The following is a 14,961-nucleotide window of genomic DNA, read 5'->3' on the forward strand; positions in this document are numbered from 1 at the left end:
TTGCCGAACTGCTCAAGCAGCTCGGCGGGAATCGCCGGCAGGTCTACCGGTGGGGTCTTGGGTTTGCGAGGCATATTTTCTCCTGGGGAGCATCATATGCCTTGAACACGAAATTACTGACAGACCCGGAAGTCGGGGCATTGGGTGGCGCAGGATTAAGACCGTGCTTTATGAGTCTTAATCGCCGCTCCGCCCAGCTATCGCCGCTATTTGCATGCCTTCCCATGATCGGGGCGGGCACCCTTGGCCTTGGCTTCCGCCTCCGTCATATACGTACCGTTCTTGGTCTTCCCGTAGTACCTGTCGCCCGGGCAGTGATAGACGTTCGTCGGGGTATTGACCCAGACCTTCCCTGCCCCTCCGCCTGCAACAGGAGACGGCGCCGAAGTCATCGGCGTGGCTGCCGCCGGTGCGGCCGCCTTCGCCCCCTTCGATGACGCATTACGATCGATGCCACCGTGCCCGCGGCAAGCGCCCTTCAGCGTGGCGCCCGAGTACGGCGTCCCGTCCCGACAAATCGCGTGCACGGTCCCTGACGCCGCGGCCGGTGCATTCGCTTGCGTTTGCCCGAAGGCAATAGACGACGCCAGAAGAGCGCCAAAAGCGACCGGCAAGAAGACTCTGTACATGAATAGCCTCTCCAAACGAGTGAAACACGTTGAAGTACTTACCCGGCAATGTTGTTCACCGCCGGCCGACGGAAATCGCAAGGCCTGAGTTCCGTCCTATCATGCCCGAGCTATTGTTCGCCCACAACCTGCGAGTACTGCCAGCCCGCAGCCTGAGCGCAATCACTCATCCTCGGTATCCTCGCCATCCGAGTGCGCCGCCACGCCATAGCGCTTGACCAGTTCGGCTTTGAACGCAGCGAGCTTCGGCACGTCGTCGCACAGGTCATAGAGCGCCGAAAGCTGCCCCGGCCAATCGCGCAGCACGCCGGCAAATATCTTGAGACGCTCCACCGTATCCAAGGCATCGGCCTCGCGTCCGTCCAGCGCCTGCAGGACCGCGTATCGCCGCAATACCGTCTCGCCCGGCAACAGCGCGATGGCTTTGCGATGCATCGCGAGCTTGGCCATCAAATCGTGACTGTCGATCGGCAACAACGTGGCCATGCCATAGTCGCCCCACGCCGAGAAAAGCCGCGACGGGTCGGCACTGTATTGCTCCGCAGGATGGGCTCCGTAATACAGCACCTCCGCACGCGCGTAATCGCGGTAGATCGGTAGCAACGCCGCAAGGCCCACCGCGACGATGAGGCCATGCAGCACGAGCGAGACGCGCGGCGGCACGAATCCGAGCGGCTTCGTTTCGAGAACGCCGAAGACAAACATCGCCGGCAGCAGAAAAAACATGTATTGCTGCGGGTACTCGACCAGTGCATGCATCATCAGCACGCCGATCAAGGCAAGACCGAAGACGCGCGCCGCCGTATGAGGTGCAAGCAATACGCGCAACAGCCACGCGATGAGGCCGATTAGCAGCACGCCAAGCCCAACGATGCCCGTTTTGGCCAGCAGATCGATAAAGATGTCGTGCGAATTATTGGCGATCTCCACATCGCCCAACAGCTTGACGAGTTCGAACTGAAAACGCGGAAACTCTCCCCACCCGACACCGAGCCACGGATGGCCCCGGAACATCGTCCATCCGTACTTCCACATCGCAAGGCGCAACACGAATTGCCCCTTGTCCTGAAACCGATGCGCCGCAGAGACGTCGAGATCGAGGTGATAGGCGGCGTTGGCCCAGCGCACCCCGATGTTCACGCCGATAAAAATCGCGATGAGCGCAAATGGCATCACCCACTCGCGTGCATGACCGCGCCCCCCTTCGCGCCGCGCAATGGCGATCGCCATCCAGAACCCGGCCACCACGATTACACCGGTTTGCAGCCAAGGACCGCGCGAGACTGTCAACGCCTGGCCGAGCACGTAAATCGCAGAAACGACGCCCCATAGCAGCGGGTTGAGCCTGCGCGTCTGAACGAGAAACATCGCCGCGGCCAGCGCGAATGCAATGACCGTCGCGAGGTGATTGGCTTGCGCCATGTTGCCGAACGGCCGCCGCTCGATGGTCACGTTGTAGGCCACGACGAACGGTGCGAACCGCGTCTCGAGATGAAGCAGCTGCACGACTTGGCAGAACACCGCAAAGAGTCCGCCGATCACGAGCGCCCATGCCATCCAGCGCAATATGTCCTCTGACAGACCGGCCCGCGCGAATGCGAATCCCGTATGCGTCGCCATGAACGCGGCGAGCAGAAAGCCGGCACCCAGCCAGTTCATCGACGGTTGCGCAAGCGGCAGCAAGAAGGTTTGCGCGATCAGCACCGCTCCGAACGCAAGCGGCACCAGCGCGACGGTCGGGGTGCCAAACGCGGGCCGGGGCCGCGCGCAGAGCGCGAGCCAGATCACGGCCGCACCGACAAGCAGGTAAAGCGTGAGCGCCGTGAACTCGGAATAAAACGTCGGAATCGGGTAGGTGTGGTTGGTCACCGCGTAAGGAAGCAATACCGCAAGTGCCAACAGCGCAAACGAAAAAGTACGGGCGAACGAAGAAGTCATGAGGAACGGGGGCATCGGCAATCGGCGCACTATACAAAAAATTCCTTTCGCTGTGCGCGACCGATGCGTGCCCGCATCACCCAACAGTTGCCCGGCGAGATAATTTTCTTTCTTTTTTTACGCGCGGCACTCCGGTGGTGCAACGGAAGGGGGCAATGTGGCCGCATCGAGCGGCATGGGCCCCGAACCCGGCGCGGGCAGCGACGACGCATCCTTACCGCTCGCAAAGCATTCCCAGCTCAGCGCACCGGCTTGCATGACGCCTTTCGACAGCGCGACGCGGGCTGTGGGGGACGCGGGATCGTCAGGCGTCGAAGGCACGAGGACGAGCGTCTCTTTGCCGGCCGGCGCGATGCGCGCGGTGTAGCGGATCGATACCTGGCCGCTCTCGTCGTCGATGTGGATGGATTCGACGTTGCGCGTCGCGGGTGGCGAAAGATAGCCGCTATCGAGCGCGTTACCGAGCGCTGCATTCTCCGCAACCGCAAGCCTCGCAACTGAAGCAAGCGACAACCCTTCACCGACGCGGCTGCGTGCCAGATAGTCCTGATAGGCCGGAACCGCATAGGCCGCCACGACGCCCACGATTGCAAGCGCAATCATGAGCTCGATCAGCGTGAATCCGCCGCGCGAGCAGGGAACGCGCCAGACGCGCGACAACACGGCATGCAGTGGAACAATCCGAAAACGGATGGTGGGCATCGGCATTTCTCCTCGAACCGAAGGTCCGCTCGAATCGAGCGGACAACGGTTGGGAGCATAGCCAGCGCGCCCGCCGCGCGGCAGTCGTCCGAACGGCTAACGACCTACGGCTAACGGCTCGGGCTCTCGTGCTCTCGCCGCCGCATGCGCCGTTTGAGCGCATAGCCGACGATGACGACCATCAACGCGCCCGCGATCTTGGCGCCATATTCAGCCGCCGGGGAATCGAGCAGCGGCCAGCGATCGCCCGCCGGATCGTTGATGATGAGTCCGCCCGCGATCCAGCCGAGCAGCGCGGCGCCGATCGTCACGATGACCGGGAAACGATCGAGCAATTTCAGCACGAGCGTGCTGCCCCAGACGATGAGCGGAATGCTGACGATGAGCCCGAAAATAACGAGGGCGATCCGATGTTGGGGATCGGCGGCCTCGGCGGCGCCGGCGATGGCAATGACGTTATCGAGGCTCATGACCGCATCGGCAATGATGATCGTCTTGATGGCCGCGACGAGTTTGTCGGCCGGTTTGACGTTCTCATGCGCATCGTGCGCCGGCGCAAGAAGTCGCACGCCGATCCAGAGCAGCAGCAAGCCACCCGCAAACTTGAGCAGCGGCACATCGAGCAGCACGACGGCAAAAGCGATCAACGCGACGCGCAACACGATCGCACCGGCCGTTCCCCACAGCACCCCCTGCATACGCTGCGCCGGAGGCAGCTTACGGCACGCGAGCGCGATCACGACGGCGTTATCGCCGCCGAGCAGGATATCGATGATGACAATCTGGATGACGGCGCCCCAATGGAGCGTCGAGAAAAAATCGATCATGGAATCGAGCATAGGTGCAAAGGGTATTCCTGGGACGGACGATGTCGGTAGGTTTGTGCGGCACCGGTAAATGCCGAAGCACAACCTGGGATTGACGCTGGTAGGGCAAAAAAAACGAGGAAGCCACCCGCGCTTCCTCGCTTCCTGTCGGCTATCGGAAAGCTTACGAACGAATTTCGCAAGAATACCAAAAATACCGACGATAAGGTGCCGTCGCGCGCATCGTGCGGCTCGGCAATGCCCGCCACAGCGACGCGTTCGAACGAAGCAGCCTCAGAGAATGGACTTCAGCAAGCGCCCCATCTCCGACGGATTCTTCGTGACCTTGATACCGCAAGCTTCCATGATTTCGAGCTTTGCCTCGGCCGTATCGGCACCGCCCGAAATCAGCGCGCCAGCATGGCCCATGCGCTTGCCCGGAGGCGCCGTCACACCGGCGATGAAGCCGACGACGGGCTTTTTCATATTGTCTTTGATCCAGTACGCTGCGTTCGCTTCGTCCGGACCGCCGATCTCGCCGATCATGATGACGGCGTCCGTGTCGGGATCGTCGTTGAACATCTTCATGACGTCGATGTGCTTCAACCCGTTGATCGGATCGCCGCCGATACCGACCGCCGACGATTGACCCAGGCCGAGCGCCGTCAACTGACCCACTGCTTCATAGGTCAACGTGCCCGAACGCGACACGACGCCGATGCGCCCCTTCCGGTGAATATGGCCCGGCATGATGCCGATCTTCAGTTCGTCGGGCGTGATCGTGCCCGGGCAGTTCGGCCCGAGCAGCAGCGTCTTGCGGTTTTCGCGACGCATGCGGTCCTTGATCTCGATCATGTCGCGCACGGGAATGCCTTCCGTGATGCAGATCGCGAGATCGAGATCGGCTTCCACCGCTTCCCAGATCGCCGCCGCGGCACCCGCCGGCGGCACATAGATGACCGAGACCGTCGCGCCCGTTTCAGCCTTCGCTTCCTTCACGCTCGCGTAGATCGGAATGCCTTCGAAATCCTCGCCGGCCTTCTTCGGATTCACACCCGCGACGAATGCCTCGCGGCCGTTCGCGTATTCACGGCATGCGCGCGTATGGAACTGCCCGGTCTTGCCGGTGATGCCTTGTGTGATGACCTTCGTGTCTTTGTTGATCAGAATCGACATGTATTGACCTCTGTTCGTATCCGGTGGCTTCGAGGCGGCGCTTACGCCTTGCCTTCGGCAGCCGCGACGACCTTCTGCGCAGCCTCTTCCATGCTGTCCGCCGAAATGATCGGCAGTCCCGAATCGGCGAGCATCTTCTTGCCGAGGTCCTCGTTCGTGCCCTTCATGCGCACGACGAGCGGCACTTGCAGATGCACGGCTTTCGACGCGGCAATGACGCCTTCGGCGATCACATCGCAGCGCATGATGCCGCCGAAGATGTTGACGAGGATGGCCTTCAGGCCCGGGTTCTTCAGCATCAGCTTGAACGCTTCGGTGACCTTCTCGGTCGTGGCGCCGCCGCCAACGTCGAGGAAGTTGGCCGGTTCGCCGCCGAACAGTTTGATGGTGTCCATCGTCGCCATCGCCAGGCCGGCACCGTTCACGAGACAGCCGATGTTGCCGTCGAGCGAGATGTAGGCGAGATCGAACTTCGAGGCTTCGACTTCGGCCGGATCTTCTTCATCGAGATCGCGGTAGGCGACGATCTCGGGGTGACGGAAGAGCGCGTTCGAATCGAAGTTGAACTTGGCGTCGAGCGCGATCACCTTGCCGTCGCCCGTCAGAATCAACGGGTTGATTTCGGCAAGCGACGCATCCGTTTCCCAGAACGCCTTGTAAAGACCCTGCAGGATCGCGCGCGCTTGCGGTACCGATGCGTCCGGCACACCGATCTTCTTCGCGAGCTCGTCCGCCTGCGCATCCGCGAGGCCCGTCGCCGGATCGACGGCAACCTTGTGGATGGCCTCGGGCGTCTTCGCGGCGACTTCCTCGATGTCCATGCCGCCTTCGCTCGAACCCATGACGACGACCTTTTGCGAAACGCGGTCGATCACGAGGCCGACATACAGCTCCTTCTTGATGTCCGCGCCTTCTTCGATCAGCAGACGGTTGACCTTCTGGCCTTCCGCGCTGGTCTGATGCGTGACGAGCTGCATGCCGAGGATCTGATTCGCGTACTCGCGGACCTGCTCGAGCGACTTCGCGACCTTCACGCCGCCGCCCTTGCCGCGGCCGCCCGCGTGAATCTGCGCCTTGACGACCCAGACCGGGCCACCGAGCTCCTCGGCGGCTTTCACCGCGTCATCCACAGAAAACACGGGCTTGCCGCGCGGTACCGCGACGCCGAATTTCCGCAGGATTTCCTTACCCTGGTACTCGTGAATCTTCATGCGTGATTCCCTTCAGTCTAAGAGTTGGATTGAACTTCGTAATCGCTGGCTGCCCTGGCACCGGTCGTGCCGGCCTCGTCCGTATCTGCGCGCGTACCACCTTCGCCTCGCTGCGCCATGCACGCCCAAGCCTGTGCAGGCAAGTGACGTATCGAGCGGCGGCAAAAGTAATCGGGGAATTTGAGCCCGACGCGGGCGCGGTAGGCGAGAGGGGGAACTTCGAGGGGACAGGGGCACTGCACCCTATTCGCCTCGTCACGAGGCGGGTGGTCGGTCAGACGCGTCCCGATGTCCCGGAGGCCATCCTCGCGCCCGAAGGCTTCCGCTCGAATCGCGCGTGAATGACAGCGCAACGGGCGGGACACGGGCGGTGAAAGCGGCATGGGAGGGAAGACGGCTGGCGAGGAAACCGGAAGATTTTAGCATAGTGGGAACCATCGCTCGGAACGCTGGCTGGCCCGAGCGTCGAGCCCCCCGGGGGCGCCCAGGAACCTCGTCACGAATGGCTGCGCGATGCGATCGTGACTAGCCGTCGCTCCAGTCGCTCGAGTCGTCAGGCACGCCTTCGCCCTTGAGAATCTGCATGGCGATAGCCTGTGAAAATCCGCGCATCGCCAAAAAGCGCGCTTGTTTCGCGCGCTCGGCAGGCGTTTGCGGGAGCGTACCGAATTTCTTGCGCCAGACCGCCAAGGCGCGAGCGAGTTCAGTTTCGCGAAGCTTTGTGCTAACCGCATCGACGAGCGCATCGTCAACGGCATGCTGGCGCAATTCGCTTACGATGCGCGTCATGCCCATCCGCTGAGCGCGCCGATGTACGACGCTTTCGACGAACCGCGCATCGGACAGCCAGCCCTCGCGCTCGAGTGACTCGACGAGCGCCTCGACCGATTCCTCGGGTTCGGCAAACTGAGACAATTTGCGCGACAACTCGACACGGCTGTATTCGCGCCTCGACAGGTAATCGAGGGCGCGCGCCCGAAGCGAGCGCTGTCCGCGCGCGGCGGTACCGGCGGTATCCGATGCAGCGCGGACCTTGCGCATCACGCGGCGCTTACTCCTCTTCGCCGGCTACTTCGACGCCTGCATCGGCCGCCGGCGGCATGGCATTCACGCCCAGCGACTCACGGATGCGGTTTTCGATTTCGCGTGCGATATCGGGATTCTCGCGCAGGAATTCGCGCGCGTTGTCCTTGCCCTGGCCGATGCGCTCACCGCTGTAGCTGTACCAGGCGCCGGCCTTGTCGACGATCTTCGCTTGTACGCCGAGATCGATGATCTCGCCCTGGCGCGAAATACCCTCGCCATACAGGATGTCGAAAATCGCTTCGCGGAACGGCGGCGAGACCTTGTTCTTGACCACCTTCACGCGAGTCTCGTTGCCAATGACTTCGTCGTTCTTCTTGATCGAACCGATACGGCGGATGTCGAGCCGCACCGAAGCATAGAACTTGAGCGCATTGCCGCCCGTGGTGGTTTCGGGGTTGCCGAACATCACGCCGATCTTCATACGAATCTGGTTGATGAAGATCACGAGGCAATTGGTACGCTTGATCGTGCCCGTGAGCTTGCGCAGCGCCTGCGACATCAGGCGCGCCTGCAGGCCCGGCAGCGAATCGCCCATCTCGCCTTCGATTTCCGCCTTCGGCACGAGCGCCGCGACCGAATCGATCACGATCATGTCGATCGAGCCCGAGCGTACGAGCGCATCGGCAATTTCAAGCGCCTGCTCGCCCGTGTCGGGCTGCGACACGAGCAGATCGTTCACGTTCACGCCGAGCTTCGCCGCATATTGGATATCGAGCGCGTGCTCGGCATCGATGAACGCCGCCGTGCCGCCGAGCTTTTGCATCTCGGCAATGACTTGCAGCGTCAGCGTCGTCTTGCCCGACGATTCGGGACCGTAGATCTCGACCACACGCCCACGCGGCAGGCCGCCGACACCGAGCGCGATATCGAGGCCGAGCGAGCCCGTGGAGACCACCTGGATGTCTTCGGCCACTTCGCCATCGCCGAGCCGCATGACCGACCCTTTGCCGAACTGCTTTTCGATCTGCGCGAGCGCGGCAGCCAGCGCCTTGCTCTTTTCAGCCGTCAGTCCAGCCGAGCCTTTCTTGCTTTCTTCCATGAATCGTCCTTTGCTATGATGAGCGGCGTCTGTGGCGGGCGGGCCGCAGGGTAAGCGCCCGGGGGGTAAGCCCCGGGTAAGCCCCGTTAATGGCCGGCGCACGAAACGCAAGTACTGTATAAAAAAACAGGGTTCTTTGCAAGCCCGGTACAACGCGGATTTGCATGGCGGCAACGAGCCGGGCAGCAAGCACGGCGCAACTTTCGGTTGCTCCGGCCGCGGCGAGACCTCGAAATACATTGGAGACAGCGGCCTGTCGGGCTCGACGCCGACGAGCCGGCAAGCCGGCGCATCATGCGAATACTCATTGCCGAAGACGACAGCATACTCGCGGACGGCCTCGTTAGATCACTCCGCCAATCGGGCTATGCCGTCGATCACGTCAAGGGCGGCAGCGAGGCCGACGCCGCACTTTCGATGCAGACGTTCGATCTGCTGATTCTCGATCTGGGATTGCCGCGCATGTCGGGGCTGGAAGTGCTGCGCCGTCTGCGCGCGCGCAATTCGAGCCTGCCCGTACTGATTCTGACGGCCGCGGATAGCGTCGACGAGCGCGTGAAGGGACTCGATCTCGGCGCCGACGACTACATGGCCAAGCCTTTTCATCTGAACGAACTCGAAGCGCGCGTACGCGCCCTGACGCGCCGCGGCACGGGCGGCGGGCCGACCGTCATCCGCCACGGCTCGCTCGCGTTCGATCAGGTCGGGCGCATCGCCTATGTGAGCGATCAGGTGGTCGATCTTTCCGCGCGCGAACTCGGCGTGCTGGAGATATTGCTGCAGCGGATCGGGCGGCTCGTTTCGAAGGAACAGCTCGTCGATCATCTGTGCGAGTGGGGCGAGGAAGTCAGCAACAACGCGATCGAAGTGTACGTGCATCGTCTGCGCAAAAAGATCGAGCCGAGCGGCGTGCGCATCATCACGGTGCGAGGGCTCGGCTATTGCCTCGAAAAGCCCGCCGCGAGCTCGAACGGACCGGCAGCCGACGCGCCGCCCCAGAGCACCGGCGATGGCGCTACTGCCGCCGCCACTGCGCCCCGTGCGACCGATTCCGCCGCAAAACCTGCATCCAAGTAGGCATGTAATGGGTTCGCGCGTCTCGACACAGGACGACGGCGCGCCACCGCGCTCGCGCCCGGCACCCTCGGCGGGCTCGCACGACGCCTCCGCGGCAGCGAGCAAGACGGCCGATAGCACGCCTGAGAAGCGGCCCGAGGCCGCCAATCCGTACGCACCGCCCGACGAAGCCGATGCGGGCGGGCCGGAGCGACCGCGCTCGCTTTTCGGGGAGATTCTCGACTGGATGCTCGCGCCGCTGTTGCTGCTCTGGCCGATGAGCATCGCAGTGACTTACCTCGTGGCAAAGACGATCGCCAACGGTCCGTTCGATCGCGCACTCGAGACCGATGCCTATGTGCTCGCGCGCCAGATCCATCCGGTGGGCGGCGTGGCGGAACTCTCGCTGCCCGCCGCCGCGCGCGACTTTCTGAATGGCGACAACACCGACAAGGTTTTCTATCAGGTGCTCGGCACACGCGGCGAACTCGTTGCCGGCGTGCCCGATATGCCGCAGCCGGCCGATGACGATCGCCCTCAGCCCGGCATCGTCGAATTCCGCGACGCAATCTTACACGGCAACGATATCCGTATCGCCTATACGAGCGTCGAATTGCCGGTCTCTCCGGCCGGGCAAACCGTACTCGTGCAAGTCGGTGAAACGTTCGACAAGCGCAGCGCACTTGCCAACGACATCATCAAGGGCGTAATCCTGCCGCAGTTCGTGATTCTGCCGCTTGCGATCGTGTTGGTATGGTTCGGCCTTTCGCGCGGGCTTGCGCCGCTGACGGCGCTGCAGGCCAATTTGCGCGCGCGCCGGCCCGACGATTTGTCGCCCCTCGAAGCACAGCGCGCGCCGCCCGAGATCGAGCCGCTCGTCACCTCGTTCAACGATCTGCTCACGCGCCTCGCGCAAAACATCGATCTGCAAAAGCGCTTCATCGCGGATGCGGCCCATCAGATGAAAACGCCGCTTGCCGGCCTCCACACGCAAGCCGAGCTGGCATTGCGGCAGGATGTATCGCCCGAGGTACGTCTGTCGCTCGAACAGATCGCGGCAAGTTCCGACCAGGCGGCGCGGCTGGTGACTCAGTTGCTCGCCCTCGCGCGCGCCGAAAATCGCATGTCGGGGCAAATCTTCGCGCCCATCGAGATTGCGCATCTCGCACGATTGGCTGTGCGCGACTGGGTACGCGCCGCGCTGGCCAAACAGATGGATCTCGGCTACGAGGGCCCCGAGGAGGGCCGCGATCCGCCCGCCATGGTGGCCGGCAATGCCGTCATGCTTCGCGAGATGCTTTCGAACGTGATCGATAACGCCATTCGCTATACCCCAACTGGCGGGCGCATCACCGTGCGCGTGGTGCTCGAGCGCGACAAGCGGTTGGTTCATCTCGAAGTCGAGGACACGGGACCCGGCATCGCCCCCGCGGAACGACCGAAAGTCGTCGAGCGGTTCTATCGGATTCTCGGACGCGAAGGCGACGGAAGCGGGCTCGGACTGGCCATCGTGCGGGAAATTTCGACGATGCACGGAGGCACGCTGACGATCGACGACCACGTCTACCAAACCTCGCCCCGCCTCGCGGGCACGCTGGTGCGAATCAGTCTGCCGCTCATCGAAGCGCCCCCGGATTTACCCTGAATCTTGCTGGCCCGATTCCAGGCACGTCGTCGGCCCGCCGTCAGCCCGTCATTCGCAGAGGCGTTTTAGGCGAATTTGAGCGACGTTCATGACAAATACTCGACGATCCCCTAAAACCCGATTGGCGTAGGCGTAAACCAGCAGCCGGTCCTCGCGTCAGTCCGACGTAAGTTTGCCTCCCAATAATCGACCGCAAGCAGCCGTGTGTCCCAAATTTGGACATGTGGAACTGCTGTCCAATATGAGGAGACACACATGGCAACGGTAGGCGGGCACATTTCGCACGCGCCGATGAGCGCCGACGAAAAGAGGGTGATTTTCGCGTCGTCGCTCGGCACTGTTTTCGAGTGGTACGACTTCTACCTGGCGGGCTCGCTCGCCGTCTATATCAGCAAGAGCTTTTTCGCGGGCGTCAATCCCACGGCCGGCTTCATCTTTACGTTGCTCGGTTTCGCGGCCGGCTTTGCCGTGCGCCCATTCGGCGCGCTCGTGTTCGGTCGGCTCGGCGATCTCGTCGGCCGCAAGCACACGTTCTTGATCACGATCGTGATCATGGGTCTATCGACGTTCGTGGTCGGCCTATTGCCGGGATATGCGTCGATAGGATTTGCGTCTCCGGTGATCTTCATCGCGATGCGGCTTTTGCAGGGCCTCGCACTCGGCGGCGAATACGGCGGCGCGGCAACCTATGTCGCCGAACATGCACCGGCCAACCGGCGCGGCTACTACACGTCGTGGATCCAGACGACGGCCACGCTCGGCCTGTTCCTCTCGCTGCTCGTGATTCTCGGCATTCGCACGTCCATCGGCGAAGAGTCGTTCGCGAACTGGGGCTGGCGCGTTCCGTTCATCGCATCGCTGATCCTGCTGGCCGTGTCGGTCTGGATCCGGTTGCAACTGAGCGAATCGCCGGCGTTCCTCCGGATCAAGGCTGAGGGCAAGACTTCGAAGGCACCGCTCACCGAGGCATTCGGCCAGTGGAAGAACCTGAAGATCGTGATTCTCGCGCTCATCGGGCTGACGGCCGGCCAGGCCGTGGTGTGGTACACGGGCCAGTTCTATGCGCTCTTTTTCCTGACGCAGACGCTCAAGGTCGATGGCGCGAGCGCCAATATCCTGATCGCGCTGGCGTTGTTGATCGGCACGCCGTTTTTCGTGTTCTTCGGTTCGCTGTCGGATCGAATCGGCCGCAAACCGATCATCATGGCCGGCTGCCTGATTGCCGCACTGACCTATTTCCCGCTGTTCAAGGCACTCACGCACTTTGCCAACCCGGCTTTGGAAGCGGCGACGCAAAAATCGCCCATCGTCGTCGTGGCCAATCCGGACGAGTGCTCGTTCCAGTTCAACCCGGTCGGCACCGCGAGCTTCACGAGCTCCTGCGACATCGCGAAGAGCGCGTTGGCGAAAGCGGGCTTGAACTACTCGAACGTTGCGGCGCCCGCGGGCACCATCGCCCAGGTGAAGGTCGGCGATGCGGTGCTGGAGTCCTATGACGGCAAGGCGCCCGACGCGAAAGCGAAAGGCGCGGCGTTCACGAAGACGCTGGCCTCGACGCTCAAGGGTGCGGGGTACCCGGCGAAGGCCGATCCGTCGCAGTTGAACTGGCCGATGACGGTGGTGATCCTGACGCTGCTCGTGATCTACGTGACAATGGTGTACGGTCCGATCGCGGCGATGCTGGTGGAGATGTTCCCGACGCGGATTCGCTATACCTCGATGTCGCTGCCGTATCACATCGGCAACGGCTGGTTCGGCGGCTTCCTGCCGGCGACGGCGTTCGCGATCGTCGCGACGCGGGGCGATATCTACTCGGGGCTCTGGTATCCGGTGGCGGTAGCGTTGATCACGTTCGTGATCGGGATGCTGTTCGTCAAGGAGACGAAAGACTCCAATATCTATTCCCGAGACTGAGGCGGGGAGCGACGGAGACCAACGGCGGGTGGGGTTGCAAGCGGTGGACACGGATGAATTCCAGCACTTGACAGCGCCGCCCGTCGTGACGATAATCCTCCTTCTTTCGGCGAATTAGCTCAGTCGGTTAGAGCGACGGAATCATAATCCGCAGGTCCGGGGTTCGAGTCCCTGATTCGCCACCAGCATTATGAAGGGCTTAGCAGCGATGCTAGGCCCTTTTTTCTTCGCCTGTGGGAGGCCGATATTAGACAATGTCTAATATCCCGGTGCCGCCATCTTGACTGAACGACGGCGATCGAGCACGCTCCGCTCACACAACGGCGGCGTTTGTAATCGCACACCCCCACCCCGGCAGTGAAAGCAGTCGGGAGGAATGGTCGATCGGGCTACGTCAAATGCCGATAATAGAAGGTCGTCGAGCAGAGCGCGCCGTCCGGCATCAGCGCGTAGCCGGGCACGTCGCCGACTCGCGTCCATCCGGCACGCTGGTAAAGCCGTTCGGCCTCACCTCCTGTGACTGTATCGAGCACCAGCACGACACGCCCCTCATCGCGCGCCACCGCATCGACTTCCGCCATTAGACGCTGCGCCACGCCGCGCCGACGCGCATCGCGTCGCACGAGCATCTTGGCGACGTCAGCCCGATGCGGCTGATTCTCGGGTAGAGCCAGCACAAGCTGAACGGTGCCGACTATGGAGTTGGCGCTGTCTTCTGCAACCAGCAGCGCGCGCTCGCCGTGCCGCACGCCCTCGGCCACGCCGCGCCAAAAACCGAGCGCCGTTTCGCGCGACAACGGGGACATGAAGCTGACTGACGCGCCCCCTTCGACACAGTCGATCAACACATCAGCCAACGGCTCGACACAGGCGTCTACGTCATCGGGCGTGACGCGCCGGATGATCAGCGTATCGCTCATCGGCGGCCCCTGTCCGGCACGAACGCCAAGCTCGTAAGCGACACCAGGTAATGCGCCGGCTGGCGCGTGGGGTTTCGATAGGTCAGCGGACAGTCAAGCTTCATAGCGAGGCAATCTCCGGCGTCGAGTCGCCAAACCGTCCCGTCGACCGTGGTTTCCATGCTGCCGTCAATCATCCATATCTGCTGGTAGAACTCGCCTTCCCGGGGACCGGTATCGTAAGCCACGCGCTTTCCGGCCGGAAAATGCACCTCGACCAACTGGATGGGCGATCGGACCGCGGGCGACAGGCTGCGGCGCGTGTATCCGGAATCCGGATCTGTCCATACCGAATGCTCCACCGCCCGTGCGAGCGGAGACGGCGGATCGTCTGACTCGGCAGGTGGTGCGAACAGGTCAGGCAACGCCACGCCGAGCGCGGTGGCAAGCTTGTCGAGCACAACGGCTGTGGGACTGCTTTCGCCTCGCTCGATCAGCGAGATGTTCGACCGGCTGACGCCACTGCGTTCAGCCAGGCTTTCCAGTGAGAGACCTCGCTCACGACGCAGATCGCGCAGACGGCGGGCCAATGAAAGGGTAACGTCCATTCGGACAATATACGGGAAATGAAAATCCCGAATACTGGAAAACGAGGCGACCTGGCGATCAAGAATGGCAAGTGGGTTATGCAACATGCAATGCCCGCTATCGCGCTGAATGACCGATCTCTCAAGCTAGCAGCTTGCTGAAATACCCCTCGTCAGCGAGCGCGTACCTTTCGTCGGCTCGTCGAGCCAGTCGATTTTTCGGGATATGGAAATCTGGGCCTCATTTCAGGGATTTCTGATGGTCTGAGGCTC

At 62.4% G+C, this 14,961-nt stretch carries 12 protein-coding genes, 1 tRNA gene and 1 pseudogene; 4 read left to right on the forward strand and 10 right to left on the reverse strand.

All coding sequences use genetic code 11. The features are described 5' to 3' along the window. Positions 1-206: 206 nt before the first annotated feature. From GWC77_RS25000 to recA, 8 genes and pseudogenes are all read right to left on the reverse strand, one after another. Positions 207-629 (reverse strand): hypothetical protein, encoded by a 423-nt coding sequence (locus tag GWC77_RS25000; protein WP_173261363.1) that lies wholly within the window; start codon positions 627-629, stop codon positions 207-209. 162 nt (positions 630-791) lie between these two features. Further along, complete coding sequence (locus GWC77_RS25005) at positions 792-2,567, reverse strand: PglL family O-oligosaccharyltransferase (RefSeq protein ID WP_173261365.1); 1,776 nt, start codon at positions 2,565-2,567, stop codon at positions 792-794. Positions 2,568-2,684: 117 nt separating this feature from the next. Beyond that, entirely contained in the window at positions 2,685-3,269 is a 585-nt protein-coding gene (locus GWC77_RS25010; protein WP_173261367.1) for a pilin, read from the reverse strand. A gap of 110 nt (positions 3,270-3,379) precedes the next feature. After that, positions 3,380-4,096, reverse strand: a complete 717-nt coding sequence (locus tag GWC77_RS25015) for a TerC family protein (RefSeq protein ID WP_173261383.1) — start codon at positions 4,094-4,096, stop codon at positions 3,380-3,382. A gap of 273 nt (positions 4,097-4,369) precedes the next feature. Beyond that, complete coding sequence (gene sucD, locus GWC77_RS25020) at positions 4,370-5,251, reverse strand: succinate--CoA ligase subunit alpha (RefSeq protein WP_173261369.1); 882 nt, start codon at positions 5,249-5,251, stop codon at positions 4,370-4,372. A gap of 41 nt (positions 5,252-5,292) precedes the next feature. Next, positions 5,293-6,462: an ADP-forming succinate--CoA ligase subunit beta gene (sucC, locus tag GWC77_RS25025; protein ID WP_173261371.1), complete on the reverse strand. Its 1,170-nt coding sequence runs from the start codon at positions 6,460-6,462 to the stop codon at positions 5,293-5,295. Positions 6,463-6,987: 525 nt separating this feature from the next. Further along, positions 6,988-7,464 (reverse strand): annotated as a pseudogene (gene recX, locus GWC77_RS25030) (recombination regulator RecX); the annotation flags it as partial. Positions 7,465-7,513: 49 nt separating this feature from the next. Beyond that, the gene (gene recA / locus GWC77_RS25035) at positions 7,514-8,587 is read right to left on the reverse strand and encodes a recombinase RecA (RefSeq protein WP_173261373.1); all 1,074 of its coding nucleotides are present in this window, start codon (positions 8,585-8,587) and stop codon (positions 7,514-7,516) included. Between the two features lie 294 nt (positions 8,588-8,881). On the opposite strand from recA, the gene GWC77_RS25040 reads away from it, so the two are divergent. From GWC77_RS25040 to GWC77_RS25055, 4 genes are all read left to right on the forward strand, one after another. Next, a complete protein-coding gene (locus tag GWC77_RS25040; protein WP_173261375.1) occupies positions 8,882-9,664 on the forward strand; it encodes a response regulator transcription factor in 783 nt (260 codons plus the stop codon). Positions 9,665-9,671: 7 nt separating this feature from the next. Beyond that, entirely contained in the window at positions 9,672-11,288 is a 1,617-nt protein-coding gene (locus GWC77_RS25045) for a sensor histidine kinase (protein ID WP_173261377.1), read from the forward strand. A 255-nt stretch (positions 11,289-11,543) separates the two neighbouring features. Beyond that, positions 11,544-13,202, forward strand: coding sequence for an MFS transporter (locus GWC77_RS25050; RefSeq protein ID WP_173261379.1), 1,659 nt, complete (start codon positions 11,544-11,546; stop codon positions 13,200-13,202). A 108-nt stretch (positions 13,203-13,310) separates the two neighbouring features. After that, a tRNA-Met gene (locus GWC77_RS25055) sits at positions 13,311-13,387 on the forward strand. A gap of 204 nt (positions 13,388-13,591) precedes the next feature. On the opposite strand, the gene GWC77_RS25060 is transcribed toward GWC77_RS25055, so the two are convergent. Beyond that, complete coding sequence (locus GWC77_RS25060; RefSeq protein ID WP_173261381.1) at positions 13,592-14,122, reverse strand: GNAT family N-acetyltransferase; 531 nt, start codon at positions 14,120-14,122, stop codon at positions 13,592-13,594. Beyond that, positions 14,119-14,709: a helix-turn-helix domain-containing protein gene (locus GWC77_RS25065; RefSeq protein ID WP_173261387.1), complete on the reverse strand. Its 591-nt coding sequence runs from the start codon at positions 14,707-14,709 to the stop codon at positions 14,119-14,121. Before GWC77_RS25065 ends, GWC77_RS25060 begins: the two co-directional genes overlap by 4 nt. Between the last annotated feature and the right edge of the window lie 252 nt (positions 14,710-14,961).

This window comes from Paraburkholderia sp. NMBU_R16 (assembly GCF_013282575.1).
Classification (GTDB): Bacteria; Pseudomonadota; Gammaproteobacteria; order Burkholderiales; family Burkholderiaceae; genus Trinickia.